Source organism: Variovorax boronicumulans NBRC 103145 (assembly GCF_001591345.1).
Lineage (GTDB): Bacteria > Pseudomonadota > Gammaproteobacteria > Burkholderiales > Burkholderiaceae_C > Variovorax > Variovorax boronicumulans.
This window is the reverse complement of sequence record NZ_BCUS01000111.1, coordinates 1-21,359: the sequence shown is the minus strand read 5'-3', so window position 1 is coordinate 21,359 and position 21,359 is coordinate 1. Positions and strand designations below refer to the sequence as shown.

The window sequence follows — 21,359 nt, the reverse complement described above, 5'->3', positions numbered from 1 at the left end:
TGGTGGCGGTGCTCTCGCTCGCGGCCGGGCTGCTGGCCTTTTTGCCGCGCAGCGTGGCGGCGCTACCGGTGGCCGGGCTGTCGGTGCTGGCGCTGCCGCTGCTGTCGTCGCTGCAGTTCTACGCCGGCTACCCGCTGCGCGTGGTGACGGCCGAGGCCAGCCGCTGGCTGCTCGCGCCGGGCTTCGAGGTGGCGCGCGAAGGCGCGACGCTGATGGTCGACGGCCGCCTGGTGATCGTCGACGCGCCCTGCTCGGGCGTGCAGATGGTGTGGCTGGGCTACTTCACGGCCTGCGCGGTCGCGCTGTGGGCACGGCGCGGCGACCGCGCCTTCCTGCGCCGCCTGCCGGCGGTCGGCCTGCTGGTGCTGGCCGGCAACATCGTGCGCAACAGCGTGCTGATCGCCTTCGAAGGCGCCGGCCACGCGCTCGCGCCGTGGGCGCACAACGCGCTGGGGCTGGTGCTGCTGGCCGTGGTGTGCGGCGCCATCGCGCGCCTGATGGTGCCGGCGCGCGCCGCACCGCGCATCGAACTCGACCGCCCGCTGCCGGGCCTGATCACTGCCGAAGGAGGCCGCCGTGTCGATACCGTTCGTTGAGCGCTGGTTCGCCAACCATTTCATCAACCGCGTGGGCCACAAGAGCGCCTTCGCGCTGGCGATGCTGCTGTGCGTGCTCTGGTCGGCCGCGGCGGCGCTGCGCGCGCCGGCCGAAGAAGCCGACGCCGTGGGCTCCCACGAATGGCCCAGCCAGTGGGACGGCGTGCCGCTGCGCCCGCTGGCGCTGAGCGAGGTCGAGCAGCGCTTTGCCGATCGCTTCCCGGGCGCCATCGGCCGCATGACCGACGGCCAGCAGACGCTGGTGATGCGCGCCGTGAACCGGCCCACGCGCATGCTGCATCCGGCCGCCGACTGCTACCGCGCGCTGGGCTACCGCATCGAGCAGGCGCGGCTGGAACGCGACGCGCAAGCGCGGATGTGGCGCTGTTTTGTGGCGCAACGGCACGGTACGGCAAATTTCCGCGTCTGCGAGCGCATCGTCGACGCCCAAGGCACGGCTTTCACCGACACTTCGGCTTGGTACTGGGCGGCGGCCAGCGGCCAGTCGCACGGTCCGTGGCAAGCTGTCACCGTGGCAAGACCGATGTGATGAGAACGTGTTTGTGAAGAAGACCCTGCGATTCGTGCTTTTCGGGCTGCTGGCCCTCGTCCTGACCGCCCTGGTGGCCATCTTCCTGATCGCCAAGATCGCCCTTGCGCCGGCGGCGGGCGAATGGAGCACCACGGTGAAGGCCGGCCCGCTCTCGTTCGAGATCGGCGTGCCCACCGCGGTGCGCCTGGCGACCTCGTCCTGGTTCGCGCCGCGGCTGAACGGCCACGCGCTGGACACCCGCTTCGGCACCGTGCATTTCACCTGGGACGAGAAAACCGGCCAGCAGCAGATGCGCTGCGCGCCGTGCAGCGCCGACGTGCCTGCGCTCGGCACGCAGCCCATCAAGGTCGAGCGGCTGGTGGCCACCGTGCGGCGCGACGGCAACACGCTGGCCGGCACCTTCGAGGCCACACCCCAGGCGGCCGACAGCAACGCCCTGCTGCAAGGCACCTGGACCGGCCGCCTCGCGCCGAAGAACCTGCAGCTGGACGTCCGCGTGCAGGACGCCCCCATCGCCCGCTGGTATGCCGTGCTGGTGCCGGCGCTGCCCGAGCTGCAGCGCGCCCGCATTGGGGGCACGCTGGCGGTGCAGGCGCAGCTGCTGCTGCCCGACGCCACCTTCGCGGTGCAGCCGACCATCGGCCAGTTCACGGTCGAAGGGCTGGGCACCGAGGCCATGCTGGGCGCGCGCACCAGCTGCGGCCCGTCGGCCAAGCTGGCCAACGACAGCTGGCTGGCACGCGCCGTCATCGCGGCGGAAGACCAGCGCTTCTTCAGCCACGCCGGCTACGACCTGACCGAGATCCTCGCCTCGATCGACCACAACCAGAAGCCCGGCCAGACCCGGCGCGGCGGTAGCACGCTCACGCAGCAGCTGGCCAAGCTGCTGGTCACCGGCAGCGACCGCACGGCCGAGCGCAAGCTGCGCGAGCTGCTGTACGCGGTCGAGATGGAGCAGACGCTGGGCAAGGCCCGCATCCTGCAGCTGTACCTCGACAACGCCCCGTGGGGCGGCAACCTGTGCGGCGGCGAGGCCGCGGCGCGGCGCTATTTCAAGCGCAGCGCACGCACGCTCGAACCGGCGCAGGCGGTCTGGCTCGCGGCCATGCTGCACAAGCCGCAGGCCGTGCTCGAGCAATGGCGGCGCGACGGCCAGATCGATCCCGACCGCACCAAGTGGGTGGCCGAGAGCGTGCGCGGCATCAGCCGCAACCAGCGCGAGGCGCTGCTCAAGAGCGTGGCCGCCGCCAAGTACGCGCCACCGGAGGCCGTGCAGTGACGATGAACGTGGCCCCGCCCGACATCGAGGCCATCGAACGCGCCACCGTGGCGGCGGTGGCCCCCGAGGCGTGCGAGGAACTCGACGGCTGGCTGCTGCCCTTCGACCGCGGCACCGTCAAGCGCGCCCGCTCGGCCGTGCCGCTGCACCGCGACCCGGTCGAGCCCGCCACGCTCGACCGCATCGAAGACCGCTGCGACAGCCGCCAGGTCGCGCCCGCGCTGCGGCTGGCCGACGCCGCCTGCTTCGACACGCTGCGCGCCGAACTCGCGCGCCGGCACTACATGGCCGACAGCCCGACCTGCGTGCAGACCGGCTCGGCGCGGCGCATGCGCGGCCTCGTCGCGGCGGACGCGCGGCTGGCCGACGTCGACGCGTCGCCCGATCCGGACTGGGCCGCGCTGTTCCTGGGCGAAGGCTTCGACCCGGTCGACGGCGTGCACCGCGTGCGTTCGCTGTCGCGCGCCACGGGCTCGCTCTTTGCGAGCGTGCGCGAAAACGGCGCCACCGTGGCGGCCGGCGCCATGGCCTTCGGCCACGGCTGGGCCAGTGTGCACGGCATGCGCACCGAACAGTCGCAGCGCGGGCGCGGCCTGGCCGGGCGCGTGCTTGCCGGCCTGGCGCAGGCGGCGCTGGCACGCGGCGTCGAGCGCGTGTTCCTGCAGGTCGATGCGCAGAACCAGCCGGCGCTGGCGCTGTACCGCCGCGCGGGCTTCGAGACGCGCTGGCAGTACTGCTACTGGCAGCGCCAGCAGTGGCCGCGCTGAGCTGAACGGCTCCGGGCGGCGGGCACCCCCACCGGTGGCGCGGTCGGGGCTTTGGTGCCACCATGGGCGGCATGACGAACGTTCATGCCCACCACCACCCCACCGATCCCGTCGCCACCCCGCGCGGCATCGACCACATCGTGGCCGGTGTTTCCACCAGTGACGGCGACGGCGTCAAACTCACCCGCGTGCTGCAGCAGCCGCTGCAGAAGCGGCTCGACCCCTACCTGATGCTCGATGCCTTCGGCAGCGACAACCCGGGCGACTACATCGGCGGCTTTCCGAACCACCCGCACCGGGGCTTCGAGACGGTCACCTACATGATCGCCGGGCGCATGCGCCACCGCGACAGCGCGGGCCACGAAGGCCTGCTCGAGAACGGCGGCGTGCAATGGATGACGGCCGGCCGCGGCCTCGTGCACAGCGAGCTGCCCGAGCAGGAAGAAGGCCTGATGGAAGGCTTTCAACTCTGGCTCAACCTGCCCGCCAAGGACAAGATGCGCGAGCCCTGGTACCGCGACATCCGCAGCAGCGAGATCCCCGAGTTCACGACCGCCAGCGGTGCGCACGTGCGCGTGATCGCCGGCACCAGCCACGGCGTCGTGGGCGCGGAGCAGCGCGCACACACCCACCCGCTGTACCTGGACATCACGCTGCCGCCCGGCGCCGAGTTCGCGCAGCCGCTGCCGCCTGACCACAACGCGCTGGTCTACGTGTTCCGCGAATCGCTGTGGATCGCGGGCAGCGAGGTGCCGACGCGGCGCATGGCCATCCTGGCGAACGACCCCGGCAGCGACGGCACGGTGCTGCGCGCCGGCGCCAGCAACCACAGCCCGGCGCGCGCGCTGCTCATCGCGGGCCGGCCGCTGAACGAGCCCATCGCGCAGTACGGGCCCTTCGTGATGAACACGCCCGAGCAGATCAAGCAGGCGGTGCACGACTTCCAGAACGGCAAGCTCGGCTGAGCCCGAAGCCTCTGTAGTCGCTCGCCTACCGCAAGTCGGCGTCGCGTGCGGTTCGCGCCGGCCGGTGCGCGGCCTAGATTGCGGTCATGCCTCCCACGATACGCAAGGGACAGGCGCCGCCGATGCTGCAGCGCGCCGAGTTCCACGACCGCTTCATGCAGAGCTTCCACGACCCGGCGTTCCGGGCCGAGACCGAGGCGCTGCGGCGCCTGGAAGACATCGCCTGGCAAGCCTACGACGAAGGCCGCAAGGCGCCCGTGACGCGCCGCGCCGGGCCCGGCTATGCAGATCCCGACTACGAACTCTCGGTCGACTGGCTCGACGCCCGCGCGCGCATCGACGCGGCGCAGGACGCCTGGGGCCGGCCCGAGACGCGCTCGCGCGTGCTGCTCGTCAACGGCTCGCCGCGCAACGACGGCACCTGTCCCGGTGAAATCTCCAAGACCTGGCGCCTCACGCAGTGCGCGCGCGAGGTGCTCGAAGGCGGCGGCATCGAGGTCGACGTGCTCGACCTGAGCCGGCTCACCTCGGACTACGGCCGCCACATCCACCCGTGCAAGGGCTGTGTCTCCACCGCGATGCCGCTGTGCCACTGGCCCTGCAGCTGCTACCCCAACCACGCGCTGCGCCAGACCGGCGACTGGATGAACGAGATCTACGAACGCTGGGTGGCCGCGCACGGCGTGATCGTGCTCACGCCCACGCACTGGTACCAGGCCGCGAGTCCGCTGAAGCTCATGATCGACCGCCTCGTGTGCGCCGACGGCGGCAACCCCGACCCCACCAGCACGCACGGCAAGAAGCCCGACGAGGCCAAGGCGCTGGAGCTCGAAGGCTGGGGCTACCCCAAGCACCTGGAAGGCCGCGTCTACGGCGTGGTGGTGCACGGCGACGTGGCCGGCCCCGAGGGCCTGCGCCGCAACCTCACGGACTGGCTCGACTGGATGGGCCTGGTCGACGCCGGCGCGCAGGCGCGGCTGGACCGCTACATCGGCTACTACGCGCCCTACGCCACCAGCCACGAGGCGCTGGACGCAGATGCCGACGTGCAGGAAGAGGTGCGCAACGTCGCGCGCGCCGTGGTGCTCGCGGTGGCCGCGCTGCGCGCCGGCAAGCTGCAAGCGCCCGACCGCGGGCTGAAGGCGCCCCGGCCCAAATAAGTCACGCTGCGGGCGGCAGCACCGCGCTGCGGTTCATGCTTCTTTACGCACGCTCACGTTCGGCTCACGGACGCGTTACAGAGGCGCTCCACACTTCGTCTCACCCGCTGCCCTTTGGTGGCGGACTTCTTCGAAAGGAAGCGACTCTCATGATCTCTCTTCGCCAACGCATCGTCTGGGCCAGCCTGCTGGGTTCGGCCGCCCTCGCCTCTTCGGGTGCCTTCGCTCAGGCGCCGGCCGCTACCACGCCGTCGACCGCTGCACCCACGGCTGCCACGGCCCCCGCCGATGCCACCGCCGCACCCAAGGCGCAGCACAAGCGCATGGACCCGGCCCAGCGCATGGAGCGCATGAAGGAGCACCGTGCCAAGCGCCTGGCCGCGCTGAAGGACAAGCTCAAGCTCACCAGCGCCCAGGAAGGCGCGTGGAGCAGCTTCACCGAGGCCAGCCAGCCGCCGGCCGGTGCCGCCCGCCCGCAGCGCATGGACCGCGCCGAGTTCGCCAAGCTGACCACGCCCCAGCGCCTGGAGCACATGCAGGCCCGCCAGGCCGAGCGCAGCGCCCGGTTCGTCAAGCGCGCCGAAGCGACCAAGACCTTCTACGCCGCGCTGACGCCCGAGCAGCAGAAGACCTTCGACGCCGAGACCGCGAAGTTCGCAGGCCACGGCCATCGCTTCCATCGCGGTGGGCATGAAGGCCACCACGGTGCAGCGCCTGCCAAGAGCTGAGGCTGACCAGGCGGCCGGCTGAAGGGAGCCGGCCTCCAGGAAAGGGCTTTTTCGTGGGCGCGCGGTGTTACTGCGGCGTGCCCGTCTTCTCGGTCGGGTTGGTCGGCACCGCCGGGCGTTCACCCGGCTGGCCGAAGCGCGGCTTCACGTGCTGCGTCTCGGCGCGCACCTCCGCGCGCGAGCGCTCGCCGGTGGGCGACGGCATCGCGTTGGGCTGGTGGTTCACGGTGGTGCTGGCCTCGCCCTTGGGTACCACGCTGTTGGCGTTGTTGCGGTTCTGCGCGCGGGCCTCGGCCTTCACGGCTTCGCGCGAGACGGGCATCGAGCTGTCGCCCGCCATCGGTTCGACGGGCGCCGGTTTCTGGGCCTGGGCGAGGCCCGCGCCCAGCAGGGCGGCGAGCAGCGCGGTGGGGATCGTCAGGCGTTGCAGGGTGGTCATCATGGAAAGCTCCTTTGCAGATGAAAAAAGGCACAAAGCCGAGCGCGTTGGCATCGGCTTTGAAACCACCGTAGGAGCCTCGTTTCGGGCGCTGTGTGGGGGTGCGGCAGGCCTGCCTGTAGGAGCCCGCCGCCCTTGTGTGAAAGGCACGCGAAGAAGGTGGCGCGTTCCTACAGTCGGCGCGGGCGCGGCCACGTACAACGGGAACACCGATGTCCTCCCCCATCACTTCCCCGCTGCCCGAGGCCGCTGTCGCCGCCGCACCGGCCTCGCTCAAGGTCATGACCGTGAACACCCACAAGGGCTTCACGGCGCTGAACCGTCGCTTCATCCTTCCGGAGCTGCGCGACGCGGTGCGCACGGTGGGCGCCGACGTGGTGTTTCTGCAGGAGGTGATGGGTACGCACGCGCGCCATTCGCGCACGGTGAACAACTGGCCGGAGGCGCCGCACTACGAATTCCTGGCCGACACCATGTGGCCGCAGTTCGCCTACGGGCGCAACGCGGTGTATCCGAAGGGGCACCACGGCAACGCCGTGTTGTCGAAGTTTCCGATCGTGCATTTCCGCAATCACGACGTGTCAGTGAGCGGCCCCGAGAAGCGCGGCCTGCTGCACTGCGTGCTGCGCCTGCCCGGGCGCACGGTCGACGTGCATGCGATCTGCGCGCACCTGGGGCTGGCCGAGGCGCACCGCCAGCAGCAGCTGGAGCTGCTGTGCCACATCGTGCGCGACGAGGTGCCGGCCGACGCGCCGCTGATCGTGGCGGGCGACTTCAACGACTGGCGCGCCCGAGCGCACGACGTGCTGGCCGAAGGCGCGTCGCTGCGCGAGGTGTTCGTGCATGCCCACGGCCGCGCCGCGCGCACCTTTCCGGCGCGCCTGCCGCTGCTGCCGCTGGACCGCATCTACGTGCGCAACGCAGGCGCGCACGCGCCCGTGGTGCTGCCGCGCCGGCCGTGGTCGCATCTGTCGGACCATGCCCCGCTGGTGGCGGACATCGACCTGTGAGCAGCGAGGCCCCCATGCGCGACACCCCCGAGCGCGCCGGCCACTGGACCGGCGGCAACCGCATCGACCTGCTGGAGAACGGCGAGGAATTCTTTCCGCGCGTGTTCGAGGCCATCGGCTCGGCGCGGCGCGAAGTGATCATCGAGACCTTCATCCTGTTCGAGGACAAGGTGGGCCTGGCGCTGCATGCGGCCATGCGCGCGGCGGCGCAGCGCGGCGTGAAGGTCGACCTGATGATCGACGGCTTCGGCTCGCCCGACCTCTCGCACGCGTACCTGGAAAGCCTGGCCACGGCCGGCGTCAAGGTGCGCGTGTTCGACCCGGGCCAGCGCTTCCTGGGCCAGCGGCTCAACGTGTTCCGCCGCATGCACCGCAAGATCGTGGTGGTCGACGGCGAACGCGCCTTCGTGGGCGGCATCAACTACTCCGAGGACCACCTGCTCGACTTCGGTCCCAAGGCCAAGCAGGACTACGCGGTCGAATTGGCGGGGCCGATCGTGGCCGAGATCCACCAGTTCGTGCTGCGCGCCATCGCGGTCGGCGGCAAGGGCGTGGGCTGGTTCCGGCGAAGGCTGAAGCAGGCACCGCCCGCGTCGCAACTGCAGGCCGCGGCGGGCGAGGCCGACGCGATCTTTGTCACGCGCGACAACCGCCGCCACACCAACGACATCGAGCGCCACTACCGCGCCGCGATCCGCGCCGCGCGCGAGCGCATCGTGATCGCCAACGCGTACTTCTTTCCGGGCTACCGGCTCATCAAGGAGCTGCGGCGCGCGGCGCGACGCGGCGTCGATGTGCGCCTCATCCTGCAGGGCGAGCCCGACATGCCGATCGTGAAGACGGCCGCCGGCATGCTGTACCACCACCTGCTGCACGCGGGCGTGCGCATCTACGAGTACTGCGACCGCCCGCTGCACGGCAAGGTCGCGCTCATGGACGACCGCTGGAGCACCGTGGGCTCGAGCAACCTCGACCCGCTGAGCCTGTCGCTCAACCTGGAGGCCAACGTGGTCGTGCGCGACACCGCGTTCAACAAGGTGCTGTGGGAGCGCATGGACCATCTCATGCAGCACAGCTGCAAGCAGATCGGCACGCACGACCTGGCCAGCGAATGGAGCGGCTGGCGGCTGGTGCGCAGCTTCTTCGTCTTCCACTTCTTGCGCTGGTACCCGTCGTGGCTGAACCGCCTGCCGCGCCATGCGCCGCGCCTGACGCCGGCCGAGGCGACCGATCTCATGGCACAGCAGAAGAAGCGCGGCGACGAGGGCACGGCGCGCACGGAGACGGCATGAGCGCGTCCCTCGCCCTCACGCACCGGCCCTGGTGGCCGTGGGCGCGGCGCGTGGCGATCTGGGCCTTCTTCGGCGCCATCGCCTGGCTGCTGCTGAAGCAGGCGCGCACCATCGACTGGGCCGAAGTGTTCGCCGCACTGCGCGCATTGCCGGGCACCACGCTGCTCGCGGCCGGCGCGCTGGCCACCGCCAGCTTCGGGCTCTACAGCACCTACGACCTTCTGGGGCGCCACCTCACGAAGCACCGGCTCGGCGCGGGCACCGTCATCGGCGTGACCTTCATCAGCTACGCATTCAACCTCAACTTCGGTTCGCTGGTGGGCGGCGTGGCCTTTCGCTACCGGCTGTACTCGCGCCTGGGGCTGGGCAACGAGACCATCACGCGCGTGCTGGGCTTCAGCATGCTGACCAACTGGCTCGGCTACCTCGTGGTGGCCGGCGCCGCCTTCTGCTTCTGGCCGATGGCGCTGCCGCCCGACTGGAAGATCGACGGCGGTGGCCTGCGCATGCTCGGCGCGGTGCTGCTCATGGTGTCGCTGGCCTACCTGGCGCTGTGCGCGTTCTCCGATGGCCACGTCTGGCGCGTGCGCGGCCATGCGCTGCGCACGCCGAGCTTGCCGATGGCCTTGCTGCAGCTGGCGATGTCGTGCGTCAACTGGTCGCTCATCGGCGGCGTGATCTGGGTGCTGCTGCAGGGCGAGGTCGGGTATCCGCAGGTGCTCGCGGTGCTGCTGGTCGCGGCCGTGGCGGGCGTGGTCACGCACGTGCCGGCGGGGCTCGGCGTGTTGGAGGCGGTGTTCGTCGCGTTGCTGGCGCACGAGGTGCCCAGCACCCGGCTGCTGGGGGCGCTGCTGGCCTACCGCGCGCTGTATTACCTGCTGCCGCTGGCCGTGGCGCTCGTCGCTTACCTCGTCACCGAGGCGCGTGCACGGCGCTTGCGCGCGGATGCCGGCAACAACCACAACAAACGTTAAATATTGCCCGCAGAAAGCAATCGATCGGTGAAATGACGGTCAGGAATTGTTGCGCTGCAACAATTTTCACTTTGCAGGCCTATAGTGGCCCTCTGTTCCCCTACGTGCCCTCTTCCCATGTCGTCCTTCAGTACCACCGCCCGCGTGGCCAGCCCGCTGATGCAATGGGTCGACCTGGCCCTCAAGACCCACGAGACCCTGCTGTCGTCCGGCACGGTGATCCGCATGCGCACCGAGCGCATGGCCAAAGCCGGGCTCACGCCCAGCGCCGCCGACCTCGCGGAATTTCATTTGATGGGCCACGAAAAGCTCGCGGCAGCCAGCGAATCGGGCCTGGCGATGGCCAGGCAGTGGCACAGCAGCCAGGCCTCGCTGGCCCAGCGCGCATGGCAGCAGTGGCTGCAGGGCGCCACGGCGCTCTTCTCGCTGGCCGGCAGCTTCACGCCAGCGCAGGCGGCCACGCACGGCGATGCGCTCGTGCAGGCCACGGCGCGCGGCGCCAGCACGATGGGTCAGTTCACGGGCGTGGCGGCGCGCATTGCGCGCGAAGGCCTCAAGCCGATCCACACCGCCGCCACGTCGAACGCACGGCGGTTGCTGGCCGAACTGCAGGCCTGACGCCGCTGCGTTTCAGGGTTGCGCCGGGACCAGCGTCACCAGCGTGATTTCCGACGGCGCGCCGAAACGCTTCGGCGGCCCCCAGTAGCCGGTGCCCCGGCTCACGTAGATCCACATGTCGTGCAGCTTGTGCAGGCCGGCCGTGAACGGCTGCTGCATCGGCACGAACAGGTTCCACGGGAAGAACTGGCCGCCGTGCGTGTGGCCCGACAGCTGCAGCTGGTAGCCGGCCGCGGCCGCCACCGGCGCGCTGCGCGGCTGGTGCGCCAGCAGCACGCGCGTGTGCACCAGCGGCGGTGCGTCGTACAGCGCCAGGTGCGGGTCACTCGCGTGCGCGGCGTCGAAGTGGCCGGCGGTGAAGTCGGTCACGCCGGCCAGCACCAGCGCGCTTTCGAACAGCTCTTCGTCGGTCTGCGCGCCGCGCACGTTGCGCGTCTGCAGCACCACGTGCTCGTTCAGCAGCACCTTCAGGCCGAGGCGGCGCAGCTCGTCGATCCAGGCGTGCGCGCCCGCGTAGTACTCGTGGTTGCCCGTGACCACGAAGGTGCCGTGGCGTGCGCGCAGGCCCGCCAGCGGCGCAATGTGCTCGCGCAGCTCGGGCACGCTGCCGTCGACCAGGTCGCCGGTGATCGCGATGGCGTCGGCGCCGAGCCGGTTCACCGCGTCGACGATGCGCTGGATGTAGCCGTTGCGGATCGTCGGGCCCACGTGGATGTCGCTGAGCTGGGCGATCGTGAAGCCGGCCAGCGCCGCGGGCAGCCCGCGAATGGGCACATCGACCTGCTTCACGCCGGCCGTGCGGCGCGCGTTGACGAAGCCGACCAGCGACACGCCCGTGGCCAGCGCCAGCACCGCCAGCGCGCTCCAGGGCCCGACCTTGTCCCAGGGCACCTGCAGGCCGCCGAGCGCGCTCGCCAGCCAGGCCAGCAGCAGGCCGAGGTCGCGCACCAGCGTCAGCACGAACAGCGAGGAGAACCAGCCCATGCTGATCAGGCCGATCCAGTGCAGCGTCTCGCCGGCCGGCTTCGCCTTGCGGTCGGCGCGGTGGCTGCGCGACACGAAGGGCAGCGGCATCGTGACCGCCGACACCGCCAGCAACACGAGCGCGAGCGGCCACGCAGGCGTGAGCGACGCCAGCGCAGGCAGCAGGCGCAGCGCGATGTAGACGTGCAGCAGCGCGGTCAGGACGCTCAGGGGACGGATCGGCATGAGGACTGGGGGGACGCGGGCATCGCCCGGGACACGTCATCTGCAAGGCGCATGCCGCGCATTCAAGGCGTCGAAAGCTGCCTGGGTCGCTATTTTTTCTATAGCGCAGGGCAACCGGATAGCGGGCGTTGGGGCGTCGCGGGCGTGACGTTTCGGTGTCGGCTGCGGCGCGATGCCCCTCGCTTACCGCACCGTGCGCGTGCCGGCCGACGCCATGTCGGTGCCCGCCGGCCATTCGAAGAGCGCCTTGGCCGGCGCACCGGGCGACACCAGCAGCATTTGCTTCAGCGTCTGGCCGCCGATGCGAGCCTCCACTTCATAGCGACCGGGCTCGAGCCGCGCCACCATGAACGGGCCGCCCGAGACCACGTTGTCGAGCAGCGCCGTACCGTGGCTGTCGCGCACGGTGACGTGCACGCCGGCCGCGAAATCGGCGCGGCGGCCGTCCTTGATCGCGAATTCGAAGCTCGCGGGCCAGCGCGGCGACACGGTTTCCATCAGCTGCGCCTCGTCCTGGCCGATGCCGCCGCTCATGTACTCGACGCCGTGCGCCATGTGGATCGGCGGGTTCATCGCGGCCTGGGCCGGCTGCGCCGAGAGCGCGCCGCCGAGCAGCACCAGCAAGGCGGCGCCAGCCGCCGCGGCCACGGGCCGGGCGTGCGAGAACAGAAACAGGGGGTTGGTGGTGAGAGACATCGGAGCCTTCCTTTCCGGGCGGTGGTGGCGACACGCCACGCAGGAAGGCACTGTGCCGGGCACGACTTAAGGAAGACTTAACTGCGCGCGGGCCGCGGCGGCCCGCGTCGGGTCAGCGCGCGGCGGTTTGTGCCAGCGCCTGGGGCAGCGGTGGCGCGACCGAGGCCATGTCGAAGTTCGACGGCCAGACGAACGAGGCCCGCGCCGGGATGCCGGCGATCACGACCAGCTGCTGCGTGAGCGTGAGCCCGCCCAGCGTCACGTCGACGTCGTAGGCGCCCGGTTCGAGCCGCGCGAGCATGTAGGGCGCCTGCGTCTGCACTTCCATCACCGTCTGGCCCGTGTACTTCTGGCGCACCTGGATCGACGCCTTGGCCGGGAAGCCGGCCTGTTGCGCGCCCTTGCCGTCGTTCACGCGCAAGTCGATGGTCGCGGCCCAGCGCGGCGCGACCATTTCCAGGAAGGCGGCTTCGCCCTTGGCGGCACCGCCGCACATGTATTCGATGCCCTGCGCGACCTGGATCGGCGGGTTCGAGAACGCATGGGCCGGCGACACGGCCACGAGGAAGGCCGCGGCGATCGATGCGCCGCCCAGAACCAGTGCAGCCACGGGCTGTTGGAAACGCTTGGGGTTCATTGCTCTGTGTGTCCTCGATCTTGCGTGACAGGAAATCCGTCAGGAATTTTGCTTAGCAAGAGTCGGGCTAGATATAGCGTTTACGAGGAAGCTTCTGCGTTGCGCAGGTGAATGCTATTGTTTTCATAGCTGGTGACGCCCGTGTGACGGGCGTCAGTTCCACTTTTCGGGTGTCTTTCATCGGAAACCCTGAGACGGGGCTCGCGGGCGCGCTGCGAGCGAGCGCTTTTCGATCTCGTGCCGGCCCCGCGGTCTGTGCTGAATTGGCAACAAAAGACGGAATTGGTGCGCAATTGACTGGGCATTCCCTAGCTATTGGCGGGCGCGCAAAGAAATTAGGCTCGGCGCTTCCTTTCAAAGCGCGCAAACCAAATGCTTCATTCAAATCGCCGATTCGTTTTTTTGCTGATGGCTTTGGGACTGGCCGCCCAGGCAAGCGCAGAGCAGCCGGTGCCGATCCGCATCGGCGTCATCGGCCCTTTCACCGGGCCATCGGCCGATTTCGGTGTGCCCATGCTCAACGGCGTGAAGATGGCCCTGGACGAAATCAATGCCGTGGGCGGGTATCTGGGCCGCTCGCTCGAACTGGTGATCAAGGACGACCAGGCCAATCCGGACACCGGCCGTTCGCAATCCCAGGCCCTCGTCAATGAAAAAGTGGTCGCGACCATCGGCTTCTGCAATACCGGCGTGGCGATGAATTCATTGGCCGTTTTCAATGACGCGAAATTGCCGCTGATCGTGCCCTGCGCCACCGGCTCGCCATTGACTTCGACCTATCCGCCGGCCACGAGCTATGTATTTCGCACCTCGCCCAAGGACAGCATCCAGGCCCCTTTCGTGGTCGACGACCTGCTGGCGCGCGGCTGGAAACGGGTCGCCGTGTTGCACGACAGCACCGGCTACGGCGAGGCGGGCGCCAAGGACGTCGAGAAGGCGCTGGCGGCCAAGCACCTCAAGCCCGTGTACGTGGGCCGCTTTCCGCTCGGCGTGAAAGACCTGACGAAAGAGTTGTCGGAGGCCAAGGCGGCCGGCGCGGACGTCATCTTCAGCTACACCGTGGGCCCCGAGAACGCCGTCATCGCACGCAGCCGGCAGGCCATCGGCTGGAAGGTCCCGCAGGTCGGGGCCTGGACGCTGTCCTTCCCATCCTTCATCGAGGGCGCCCGCGAAGCGTCCGAAGGCGCGCTGATGGCGCAGAGCTTCATCGCCGAGCCGAGCAACGAGCGCCGCTCGTCGTTTCTTTCCAACTACGCGCGCAAATTCAACACCAAGCGCATCCCGGTGCCGATGGCCGCCGCCCAGGCCTACGACGCCACCTACCTGCTGGCCCACGCGATGTTCAACGTGCCCAGCGGCAAGCTCGAAGGCCCGTTCATCAAGGCCGCGCTCGAGCAGCCCAAGCGGCCCTACTACGGCGTGGTCACGACCTACGACAAGTCGTTCTCGGAAAACGACAAGGACGCGCTGTCGCCCAACATGCTGGTGATGGGCGTGGTGCGCAACGGGCAGATCAGCTTCGCGTACCCGGAGGATGCGAAGCGCAACCTGTTCGTGCAGCGCAAGCAGTAGGAGGAATCAAAAAAAAGGGGCGCTTGCAAGCGCCCCCTTGGTGAACAGCGCGACACCGCCCGGTGCCGCGCCATCGATCGATCGATCAGACGTCGATGTTCGCCGCGCGCAGCGCGTTCTGCTCGATGAACTCGCGGCGCGGTTCCACCTCGTCGCCCATCAGCATCGTGAACACGCGGTCGGCCTCGATCGCGTCGTCGATCTGCACGCGCAGCAGGCGGCGCACGGTCGGGTCCATGGTGGTTTCCCACAGCTGCTCGGGGTTCATCTCGCCCAGGCCCTTGTAGCGCTGGCGCGAGGTGGCGCGCTCGGCTTCGCCGATCAGCCACTTCATGGCCTGGCGGAAGTCGTCGACCTTCTCTTCCTTGCCGCGTTCGCCCTCGCCGCGCTTGACCAGCGCGCCTTCGGCGCTCAGCAGGCCGCGGAAGGTGTTGGCGGCCTGCGCCAGCGCGTCGTAGTCGGCACCGTGCACGAAGTCCTGCGAGATCACGCTGGACTTGATGTTGCCGTGGTGGCGACGGCTGATGCGCAGCAGCGGCTTGTCGGTGCGGGCGTCGAACTCGCTGCTCACCTCGGCCGGCACGCCGGTCGTGTTGAGCTCGCGCAGCTTGGCCTGCAGCGCGACGGCCGAGGCCTCGGCGGCGGCCGGCGTGTCGAGGTCGAGCGCGACGCCGTCGGCGATGGCGCGCAGAGCTTCGGCGTCCATGAAGTTGCGCAGGCGCGCAATCACGGCCTCGGCCACCTGGTGCTTGCGCGCCAGCTCGGCCAGGGTGTCGCCCGACAGCGTGGTCGAGGCGGCACCGCCGGTCTCGATGCTCGCGTCCTTCAGTGCAACCTTGAGCAGGAAGGCGTCGAGCGCGGGGCCGTCCTTCAGGTACTGCTCTTCCTTGCCGACCTTCACCTTGTACAGCGGCGGCTGCGCGATGTAGATGTGGCCGCGCTCGACCAGCTCGGGCATCTGGCGGTAGAAGAAGGTGAGCAGCAGCGTGCGGATGTGCGCGCCGTCCACGTCGGCGTCGGTCATGATGATGATGCGGTGGTAACGCAGCTTGGCGACGTTGAAGTCGTCCGCGCCGCCGCCCGCGGTGGTCGCACCGGCGCGGCCGATGCCGGTGCCCAGCGCGGTGATCATCGTCAGGATTTCGTTGCTGGTGAGCAGCTTCTCGTAGCGGGCCTTCTCGACGTTCAGGATCTTGCCGCGCAGCGGCAGGATGGCCTGGAACTTCCGGTCGCGGCCCTGCTTGGCGGAGCCGCCGGCGGAGTCACCCTCCACCAGGTAGACCTCGCACAGGGCGGGGTCCTTTTCCTGGCAGTCGGCCAGCTTGCCCGGCAGGCCCATGCCGTCGAGCACGCCCTTGCGGCGCGTCATTTCGCGGGCCTTGCGGGCGGCTTCGCGGGCGCGTGCGGCTTCGACGATCTTGCCGCAGATGATCTTGGCGTCGTTCGGGCGCTCCTGCAGGTAGTCGGTCAGCAGGCGGCCGACGATGTCTTCCACCGGCGCGCGCACTTCGCTGGACACCAGCTTGTCCTTGGTCTGGCTCGAGAACTTGGGCTCGGGCACCTTCACGCTCAGCACGCAGCACAGGCCTTCGCGCATGTCGTCGCCAGTGACTTCGACCTTCGCCTTTTTCGCGAACTCGTTCTCTTCGATGTACTTGTTGATGACGCGGGTCATCGCGGCGCGCAGGCCGGTGAGGTGGGTGCCGCCGTCACGCTGGGGGATGTTGTTGGTGAAACAGAGGACCTGCTCGTTGTAGCCGCTGTTCCACTGCATCGCCACTTCGACGCCGATGTGCGTGCCGGGGATGCCGCCGTAGGTGTCGGCCGGCTTCTCGCCCGCGGCGTAGAACGAGTTCGGGTGCAGGACGGTCTTGCCCTTGTTGATGAACTCCACGAAGCCGCGCACGCCGCCGGCGCCGGAGAAGTCGTCTTCCTTGCCGGTGCGTTCGTCGAGCAGGCGGATGCGCACGCCGTTGTTCAGGAAGCTCAGCTCGCGCAGGCGCTTGGAGAGGATCTCGTAGTGGAAATCGTTGTTTTCCTTGAAGATTTCCGTGTCGGGCAGGAAGTGCACCTCGGTGCCGCGCTTGTCGGTGTCGCCGATGACCTTCATGGGCGAGACCTCGAAGCCGTTCACGGTCTCGAGCAGGCGGTTCTGCACGAAGCCGCGGCTGAATTCGAGCTCGTGGATCTTGCCTTCGCGGCGCACGATGAGGCGCAGCTTCACGCTCAGCGCGTTCACGCACGAGACGCCCACGCCGTGCAGGCCGCCCGAGACCTTGTAGCTGTTCTGGTTGAACTTGCCGCCGGCGTGCAGTTCGGTGAGCGCGATTTCAGCGGCCGAGCGCTTGGGCTCGTGCTTGTCGTCCATCTTCACGCCGGTCGGGATGCCGCGGCCGTTGTCGGTGACGGAGATCGAGTTGTCGGAGTGGATCGTGACGACGATGTCGTCGCAATGGCCCGCGAGCGCTTCGTCGATGGAGTTGTCCACCACTTCGAACACGAGGTGGTGCAGGCCCGTGCCGTCGGAGGTGTCGCCGATGTACATGCCCGGGCGCTTGCGCACGGCTTCCAGACCTTCGAGGATCGTGATCGCACCTTCGCCGTAGCTGGAGTCGGCGGGGACGCCTTCGGGCGCCACGATCTGGATTTCGGGGGTATAGACCGGCTCGGTGTGCGGCACGTCGGGCTTGTTCTCTTCTGCACTCATTCGGATATTCCTCTGTCTCTCACGGGTTTCCCGTGATTTTTCGGGCTCTCAAAAGCTCAATTCGCCGCCTCTTGAAAGCGCAAACCCGCGGGGGGCCGCGGGTCGTGTGCGCAAGGCGCTGTGTTTTCCAGGGTCTAGATGCGCATCGGCATCACGACGTACTTGAAAGATGCGTTCTCGGGGATGGTTAACAAGGCCGAGCTGTTGGAGTCGGCCAAGTCCAGCTTGACCATGTCCTGGTCCATGTTCGACAGCGCGTCGATCAGGTAGGTGACGTTGAAGCCGATCTCGATGCTGTCGCCGCCGTAGTCGATGTCGAGCTCGTCCTGGGCTTCTTCCTGCTCGGCGTTGTTCGACGCGATGCGCAGCGTGCCCGGCTCGATGTTCAGGCGCACGCCCTTGAACTTCTCGCTGGTCAGGATGGCGGTGCGCTGCAGGCTGGCCAAGAGCGGCGCGCGGCCGAGCGTGACGGTGTTCTTGTGGTTCTTGGGAATCACGCGGTTGTAGTCGGGGAACTTGCCCTCGACCAGCTTGGTGACGAACTCCATGCCGCCGAAGCTGAACTTGGCCTGGTTGTTCGCGAACTGCATCTCGATGGCGCCTTCGGCGTCGGACAAGAGGCGCTGCATTTCGAGCACGGTCTTGCGCGGCAGGATCACTTCCTGGCGCGGCACTTCGACGTCGAGCATGGCCGAGGAAAACGCCAGGCGGTGGCCGTCGGTGGCCACCAGGCTCAGCTGCTTGCCTTCGGCCACGAACAGGATGCCGTTCAGGTAGTAGCGGATGTCGTGCACGGCCATCGCGAACGAGACCTGCGAGAGCAGGTCTTTCAGCGTCTTTTGCGGCACGCTGAACACGGGGCCGAAATTGGCGGCTTCCTGCACCAGCGGGAAGTCTTCGGCGGGCAGCGACTGCAGCGTGAAGCGGCTCTTGCCGCCCTTGAGCACGAGCTTGCTGGCGCTCGACTCGAGGCTCACGGTCTGGTCGGCCGGCATGGTGCGCAGGATGTCGATCAGCTTGCGCGCACCGATGGTGGTCGTGAAATTGCCCTCGTCGCCACCGAGCTCGGCGGTGGTGCGGATCTGGATCTCAAGGTCGCTGGTGGTCAGCTGCAGCTGGCCGCCGGTCTTGCGGATCAGCACATTGGCCAGGATCGGCAGGGTATGGCGCCGCTCCACGATGCCGGCCACCGACTGCAGCGCGGCAAGAACTTTGTCTTGGGTTGCCTTCAAAACGATCATGTCTTCTTCCTCTTCTCTTATCTCTTTGAATCAGCTTTCAGGACGCCATTCTCCGCTGTCGCGAGGGGCGTTCTTGATGACATTCGGCTTCAGCCTTTGAGGGTCTGTTCGAGGACGTGCAGCTGCTGGTTGAGTTCGGTGAGCTGCTGGCGCTCGCCCGAAATCTTTCGCACCGCGTGGAGCACCGTCGTGTGGTCGCGACCGCCGAACAGCTCGCCGATTTCCGGCAGGCTCTTCTGCGTGAGCTCCTTGGCCAGGTACATCGCGATCTGCCGCGGCCGCGCAATGCTGGCCGGGCGCTTCTTGCTGTACATGTCGGCGACCTTGATCTTGTAGTAGTCGGCCACCGTCTTCTGGATATTTTCGACCGAGATCTGCCGATTCTGGATCGACAGCAGGTCGCGCAGCGCCTCGCGCGCCAGGGCGATCGAGATCTCCTTCTGGTTGAAACGCGAGTACGCCAGGATCTTGCGCAGGGCGCCTTCGAGCTCGCGCACGTTGGAGCGCACGTTCTTGGCCACGAAGAAGGCGACTTCCTCGGGCATTTCGGTGCCTTCGACACGGGCCTTGTTGATCAAGATGGCCACGCGCATTTCGAGCTCGGGCGGCTCGATCGCCACCGTGAGGCCCGAATCGAAGCGCGACACCAGCCGCTCGTGGATGTCGGCCAGCCCCTTGGGATAGGTGTCGCTGGTCATCACGATGTGCGACTTCTTGGCCAGCAGGGCCTCGAAGGCGTTGAAGAACTCTTCCTGCGTGCGGTCCTTGTTGGCAAAGAACTGCACGTCGTCGATCAGCAGCAGATCGAGCGAGTGGTAGCGTTCCTTGAACTCATCGAAAGTCTTGCGCTGATAGGCCTTGACCACATCCGACACGAACTGCTCGGCGTGGATGTAGAGAACTTTGGAATCGGGCCGGTCGGCCAGCAGCCGGTTACCCACAGCGTGCATCAGGTGGGTCTTGCCCAGGCCGACGCCGCCGTAGATGAAAAGCGGGTTGTACAGGTGGCCCGGCATGCCGGCCACGTGCATGGCCGCGGCGCGCGCCATGCGGTTGGCCGTGCCCTCGACCAGGGTGTCGAAAGTGAGCCCCGAATTGAGCCGGTTCTTGAAGCCGGCGGCCGCCGGTTCCTCGCCCGGGCCGGCCACGTCGCGCGGCACATCCGTTTCGGCCATGATGGCCATGGGTGCAACACGGACGGGGGTTTCTCGCGGAGCGAGCGCTAACTCGATGGTGACCGGCTGGCCGTACATCTTCTCGGCCATGGCCGCGATCTTGCCCGCGTACTGGGCACGGATCCAGTCGAGCTTGAAGCGGTTGGCGACGAACACCGTCATGCGCGAAAGGTCGTCGGCGACCTGCGCGGTGAGGGGCTTGATCCAGGTGTTGAACTGCTGCTCGGACAGCTCCTGCGCGAGCTGGTCGACGCAGGCCTGCCACAGGCTTTCGCCGATGCCGTCAGTCGACATGGGCGCTTGAAAAAGTGATGGAACCCTCGGGCATTTCTTGTATAGGTATTGTGGATATTCTCTGCTGGAAGGCGCCGGGCATTCTAACTTGTCAAAACCTTATCCACATGCTGCGCTGCACATGGAAAGGCCCGCAAATCCAGTCGAAGATTGTTCCGGCGGCCAATGTTTGCGATAATTGCGGGTTTCCCTGAAAAGCCTTCACAGCGTCTTTCGGGGGCCATCCGAAACTCGCTCCCCAGCGCTCGCCGGGTTTTTGCATGCCTTCATGCGGAAACCGGCGCAAACAGGGAATCAGGAAACCATCATGAAACGCACTTACCAAGCATCCAAAGTCCGCCGCGCCCGTACCCACGGCTTTCTGGTCCGCATGAAGACCCGTGGCGGCCGCGCCGTGATCAACGCACGCCGCGCCAAGGGCCGCAAGCGCCTGGCCGTCTGACGGCACCCCACCTGCCGTTGTCAGCCGCCGACACGTCCGCGCAGGCTCCTGCAGCCTCTGCGCCTGGCCCCGCCAGCAGCGACGTCCGCGGCCCGGCTTCCTTGCAGCGGCTCAAGACCCGCGCGCAATTCCAGGCCGTCCTCGCAGGTGCCACCGTGGCGCGCACTGCCCATTTCGCATTGCACCGCTGTGCGCTCGATGTTTCCCCATCGGGCGCCGCTTCGCTGTTTCCGTCCGATGAGGTCTGGCTGGGCGCCATGGTGCCCAAGCGTTGGGCACGCCGCGCGGTGACGCGCAACGCCATCAAGCGCCAGATCTACGCCGTGAGCGCCGCGCCCGGCGTCGTGTTGCCGCGTGCCGCGCACGTGGTGCGTCTGCGCGCCGGTTTCGATCGCAAGGCGTTCGTGAGCGCCTCCTCGGACAAGCTCAAGGCCGCCGTGCGCGCCGAGCTCCAGCAATTGCTGGCGCGCGCCGGACGTCCGCCGGCACCGGCTGCCGCCTCCCCCGCACCTGCCTCCGCATGAAACGCCTGCTGATCGGCCTCGTGAAGGGCTACCGCCTGCTGCTGAGCCCCTGGCTCGGGCAGTCGTGCCGCTTCACGCCGACCTGCTCCGTGTACTCGATCGAGGCGCTGGAAGTGCACGGAGCGCTCAAGGGCAGCTACCTGACTCTGCACCGCATCGCGCGCTGCCAGCCTTGGTGCCAGGGCGGCCACGATCCGGTTCCACCGAAATCTCAGCGTCGCACTGACAAGTCAGGATCGCTGTTTTCGTCTCTTCTCTCCTCCGACAAGAAGTCTTCGTCATGAACGATATCCGCCGCACGATCCTGTGGGTGATTTTTGGTTTCTCGCTCGTGCTGCTGTGGGACCAATGGCAGGTCTTCAACGGCAACAAGCCGACCTTCCTGCCGTCGACCAAGCCCGCCGCCACGGCGCCGGCCACGGGCAGCGCTGCCAACAACGGCGTGCCGACCGCGGCTGCCGCAGCCGGCGGCACCGCGGGC

The 21,359-nt window shown here is 68.2% G+C and carries 22 protein-coding genes and 1 pseudogene; 16 read left to right on the top strand and 7 right to left on the bottom strand.

Annotated elements, in window-relative coordinates; all coding sequences use genetic code 11:
* From VBO01S_RS24955 to VBO01S_RS24925, 7 genes are all read left to right on the top strand, one after another.
* On the top strand, positions 1-596 hold a 596-nt coding region (locus VBO01S_RS24955), incomplete at its 5' end, for an archaeosortase/exosortase family protein (protein WP_157627452.1).
* The gene (gene xrtQb, locus VBO01S_RS24950) at positions 577-1,146 is read left to right on the top strand and encodes an exosortase Q subunit 2 (protein WP_062480445.1); all 570 of its coding nucleotides are present in this window, start codon (positions 577-579) and stop codon (positions 1,144-1,146) included. The genes VBO01S_RS24955 and xrtQb, both read left to right, overlap by 20 nt.
* Before the next feature lie 34 nt (positions 1,147-1,180).
* Positions 1,181-2,428 (top strand): biosynthetic peptidoglycan transglycosylase, encoded by a 1,248-nt coding sequence (locus VBO01S_RS24945; RefSeq protein WP_255221190.1) that lies wholly within the window; start codon positions 1,181-1,183, stop codon positions 2,426-2,428.
* Between the two features lie 2 nt (positions 2,429-2,430).
* Entirely contained in the window at positions 2,431-3,195 is a 765-nt protein-coding gene (locus VBO01S_RS24940) for a GNAT family N-acetyltransferase (RefSeq protein ID WP_062480441.1), read from the top strand.
* Positions 3,196-3,266: 71 nt separating this feature from the next.
* Complete coding sequence (locus tag VBO01S_RS24935) at positions 3,267-4,160, top strand: pirin family protein (protein ID WP_062480448.1); 894 nt, start codon at positions 3,267-3,269, stop codon at positions 4,158-4,160.
* A gap of 86 nt (positions 4,161-4,246) precedes the next feature.
* The gene (locus tag VBO01S_RS24930) at positions 4,247-5,320 is read left to right on the top strand and encodes a flavodoxin family protein (RefSeq protein ID WP_062480439.1); all 1,074 of its coding nucleotides are present in this window, start codon (positions 4,247-4,249) and stop codon (positions 5,318-5,320) included.
* Between the two features lie 149 nt (positions 5,321-5,469).
* The gene (locus VBO01S_RS24925) at positions 5,470-6,048 is read left to right on the top strand and encodes a Spy/CpxP family protein refolding chaperone (RefSeq protein ID WP_062480437.1); all 579 of its coding nucleotides are present in this window, start codon (positions 5,470-5,472) and stop codon (positions 6,046-6,048) included.
* A 67-nt stretch (positions 6,049-6,115) separates the two neighbouring features.
* On the opposite strand, the gene VBO01S_RS24920 is transcribed toward VBO01S_RS24925, so the two are convergent.
* Positions 6,116-6,490 (bottom strand): serine/threonine protein kinase, encoded by a 375-nt coding sequence (locus VBO01S_RS24920; protein WP_235944255.1) that lies wholly within the window; start codon positions 6,488-6,490, stop codon positions 6,116-6,118.
* A gap of 209 nt (positions 6,491-6,699) precedes the next feature.
* Here VBO01S_RS24920 and VBO01S_RS24915 point away from each other — a divergent pair, with 209 nt between their 5' ends.
* The 4 genes from VBO01S_RS24915 (at position 6,700) to VBO01S_RS24900 (ending at position 10,381) form a co-directional block, all read left to right on the top strand.
* The gene (locus VBO01S_RS24915; RefSeq protein WP_062480435.1) at positions 6,700-7,497 is read left to right on the top strand and encodes an endonuclease/exonuclease/phosphatase family protein; all 798 of its coding nucleotides are present in this window, start codon (positions 6,700-6,702) and stop codon (positions 7,495-7,497) included.
* 14 nt (positions 7,498-7,511) lie between these two features.
* A complete protein-coding gene (gene clsB / locus VBO01S_RS24910; RefSeq protein ID WP_062480446.1) occupies positions 7,512-8,789 on the top strand; it encodes a cardiolipin synthase ClsB in 1,278 nt (425 codons plus the stop codon).
* The gene (locus tag VBO01S_RS24905; RefSeq protein WP_062480433.1) at positions 8,786-9,763 is read left to right on the top strand and encodes a lysylphosphatidylglycerol synthase domain-containing protein; all 978 of its coding nucleotides are present in this window, start codon (positions 8,786-8,788) and stop codon (positions 9,761-9,763) included. Before clsB ends, VBO01S_RS24905 begins: the two co-directional genes overlap by 4 nt.
* A gap of 117 nt (positions 9,764-9,880) precedes the next feature.
* Positions 9,881-10,381: a polyhydroxyalkanoate granule-associated phasin gene (locus VBO01S_RS24900; protein ID WP_062480431.1), complete on the top strand. Its 501-nt coding sequence runs from the start codon at positions 9,881-9,883 to the stop codon at positions 10,379-10,381.
* A 12-nt stretch (positions 10,382-10,393) separates the two neighbouring features.
* Here the strand turns inward: VBO01S_RS24900 and VBO01S_RS24895 are convergent, their stop codons facing one another.
* From VBO01S_RS24895 to VBO01S_RS24885, 3 genes are all read right to left on the bottom strand, one after another.
* Positions 10,394-11,590 carry a metallophosphoesterase gene (locus VBO01S_RS24895; protein WP_062480429.1) on the bottom strand — a complete coding sequence of 399 codons (1,197 nt, stop codon included), beginning with the start codon at positions 11,588-11,590 and terminating at the stop codon, positions 10,394-10,396.
* Positions 11,591-11,773: 183 nt separating this feature from the next.
* Positions 11,774-12,286 carry a hypothetical protein gene (locus VBO01S_RS24890; RefSeq protein ID WP_062480427.1) on the bottom strand — a complete coding sequence of 171 codons (513 nt, stop codon included), beginning with the start codon at positions 12,284-12,286 and terminating at the stop codon, positions 11,774-11,776.
* Between the two features lie 112 nt (positions 12,287-12,398).
* A complete protein-coding gene (locus VBO01S_RS24885; RefSeq protein WP_062480425.1) occupies positions 12,399-12,923 on the bottom strand; it encodes a hypothetical protein in 525 nt (174 codons plus the stop codon).
* A 408-nt stretch (positions 12,924-13,331) separates the two neighbouring features.
* Here VBO01S_RS24885 and VBO01S_RS24880 point away from each other — a divergent pair, with 408 nt between their 5' ends.
* On the top strand, positions 13,332-14,495 hold the full coding sequence (locus VBO01S_RS24880; protein WP_157627451.1) for an ABC transporter substrate-binding protein: 1,164 nt from the start codon (positions 13,332-13,334) through the stop codon (positions 14,493-14,495).
* An 85-nt stretch (positions 14,496-14,580) separates the two neighbouring features.
* Here the strand turns inward: VBO01S_RS24880 and gyrB are convergent, their stop codons facing one another.
* The 3 genes from gyrB to dnaA form a co-directional block, all read right to left on the bottom strand.
* On the bottom strand, positions 14,581-17,202 hold the full coding sequence (gene gyrB / locus VBO01S_RS24875; protein ID WP_062480420.1) for a DNA topoisomerase (ATP-hydrolyzing) subunit B: 2,622 nt from the start codon (positions 17,200-17,202) through the stop codon (positions 14,581-14,583).
* 134 nt (positions 17,203-17,336) lie between these two features.
* Entirely contained in the window at positions 17,337-18,443 is a 1,107-nt protein-coding gene (dnaN, locus tag VBO01S_RS24870; protein ID WP_056574900.1) for a DNA polymerase III subunit beta, read from the bottom strand.
* Between the two features lie 89 nt (positions 18,444-18,532).
* Positions 18,533-19,912, bottom strand: a complete 1,380-nt coding sequence (gene dnaA / locus VBO01S_RS24865; RefSeq protein ID WP_062480418.1) for a chromosomal replication initiator protein DnaA — start codon at positions 19,910-19,912, stop codon at positions 18,533-18,535.
* Between the two features lie 307 nt (positions 19,913-20,219).
* On the opposite strand from dnaA, the gene rpmH reads away from it, so the two are divergent.
* From rpmH to VBO01S_RS24845, 4 genes and pseudogenes are all read left to right on the top strand, one after another.
* Positions 20,220-20,354 (top strand): 50S ribosomal protein L34, encoded by a 135-nt coding sequence (rpmH, locus tag VBO01S_RS24860; protein WP_007834827.1) that lies wholly within the window; start codon positions 20,220-20,222, stop codon positions 20,352-20,354.
* Between the two features lie 101 nt (positions 20,355-20,455).
* Positions 20,456-20,878 (top strand): ribonuclease P protein component, encoded by a 423-nt coding sequence (locus tag VBO01S_RS24855; RefSeq protein ID WP_062480416.1) that lies wholly within the window; start codon positions 20,456-20,458, stop codon positions 20,876-20,878.
* Positions 20,875-21,162 carry a membrane protein insertion efficiency factor YidD gene (yidD, locus tag VBO01S_RS24850; protein ID WP_056574909.1) on the top strand — a complete coding sequence of 96 codons (288 nt, stop codon included), beginning with the start codon at positions 20,875-20,877 and terminating at the stop codon, positions 21,160-21,162. Before VBO01S_RS24855 ends, yidD begins: the two co-directional genes overlap by 4 nt.
* Positions 21,159-21,359: pseudogene (locus tag VBO01S_RS24845) on the top strand (membrane protein insertase YidC); the annotation flags it as partial. The gene yidD and the pseudogene VBO01S_RS24845, both read left to right, overlap by 4 nt.

Excerpts from the sequence above, each read along its gene's own strand:
- VBO01S_RS24940 (WP_062480441.1), top strand. The coding sequence starts at position 2,431 with ATGAACGTGGCCCCGCCCGACATCGAGGCCATCGAACGCGCCACCGTG.
- VBO01S_RS24935 (WP_062480448.1), top strand. The coding sequence starts at position 3,267 with ATGACGAACGTTCATGCCCACCACCACCCCACCGATCCCGTCGCCACC.
- VBO01S_RS24930 (WP_062480439.1), top strand. The coding sequence starts at position 4,247 with ATGCCTCCCACGATACGCAAGGGACAGGCGCCGCCGATGCTGCAGCGC.
- VBO01S_RS24925 (WP_062480437.1), top strand. The coding sequence starts at position 5,470 with ATGATCTCTCTTCGCCAACGCATCGTCTGGGCCAGCCTGCTGGGTTCG.
- VBO01S_RS24920 (WP_235944255.1), bottom strand. The coding sequence starts at position 6,490 with ATGATGACCACCCTGCAACGCCTGACGATCCCCACCGCGCTGCTCGCC.
- VBO01S_RS24915 (WP_062480435.1), top strand. The coding sequence starts at position 6,700 with ATGTCCTCCCCCATCACTTCCCCGCTGCCCGAGGCCGCTGTCGCCGCC.
- clsB (WP_062480446.1), top strand. The coding sequence starts at position 7,512 with ATGCGCGACACCCCCGAGCGCGCCGGCCACTGGACCGGCGGCAACCGC.
- VBO01S_RS24905 (WP_062480433.1), top strand. The coding sequence starts at position 8,786 with ATGAGCGCGTCCCTCGCCCTCACGCACCGGCCCTGGTGGCCGTGGGCG.
- VBO01S_RS24900 (WP_062480431.1), top strand. The coding sequence starts at position 9,881 with ATGTCGTCCTTCAGTACCACCGCCCGCGTGGCCAGCCCGCTGATGCAA.
- VBO01S_RS24895 (WP_062480429.1), bottom strand. The coding sequence starts at position 11,590 with ATGCCGATCCGTCCCCTGAGCGTCCTGACCGCGCTGCTGCACGTCTAC.
- VBO01S_RS24890 (WP_062480427.1), bottom strand. The coding sequence starts at position 12,286 with ATGTCTCTCACCACCAACCCCCTGTTTCTGTTCTCGCACGCCCGGCCC.
- VBO01S_RS24885 (WP_062480425.1), bottom strand. The coding sequence starts at position 12,923 with ATGAACCCCAAGCGTTTCCAACAGCCCGTGGCTGCACTGGTTCTGGGC.
- VBO01S_RS24880 (WP_157627451.1), top strand. The coding sequence starts at position 13,332 with ATGGCTTTGGGACTGGCCGCCCAGGCAAGCGCAGAGCAGCCGGTGCCG.
- gyrB (WP_062480420.1), bottom strand. The coding sequence starts at position 17,202 with ATGAGTGCAGAAGAGAACAAGCCCGACGTGCCGCACACCGAGCCGGTC.
- dnaN (WP_056574900.1), bottom strand. The coding sequence starts at position 18,443 with ATGATCGTTTTGAAGGCAACCCAAGACAAAGTTCTTGCCGCGCTGCAG.
- dnaA (WP_062480418.1), bottom strand. The coding sequence starts at position 19,912 with ATGTCGACTGACGGCATCGGCGAAAGCCTGTGGCAGGCCTGCGTCGAC.
- rpmH (WP_007834827.1), top strand. The coding sequence starts at position 20,220 with ATGAAACGCACTTACCAAGCATCCAAAGTCCGCCGCGCCCGTACCCAC.
- yidD (WP_056574909.1), top strand. The coding sequence starts at position 20,875 with ATGAAACGCCTGCTGATCGGCCTCGTGAAGGGCTACCGCCTGCTGCTG.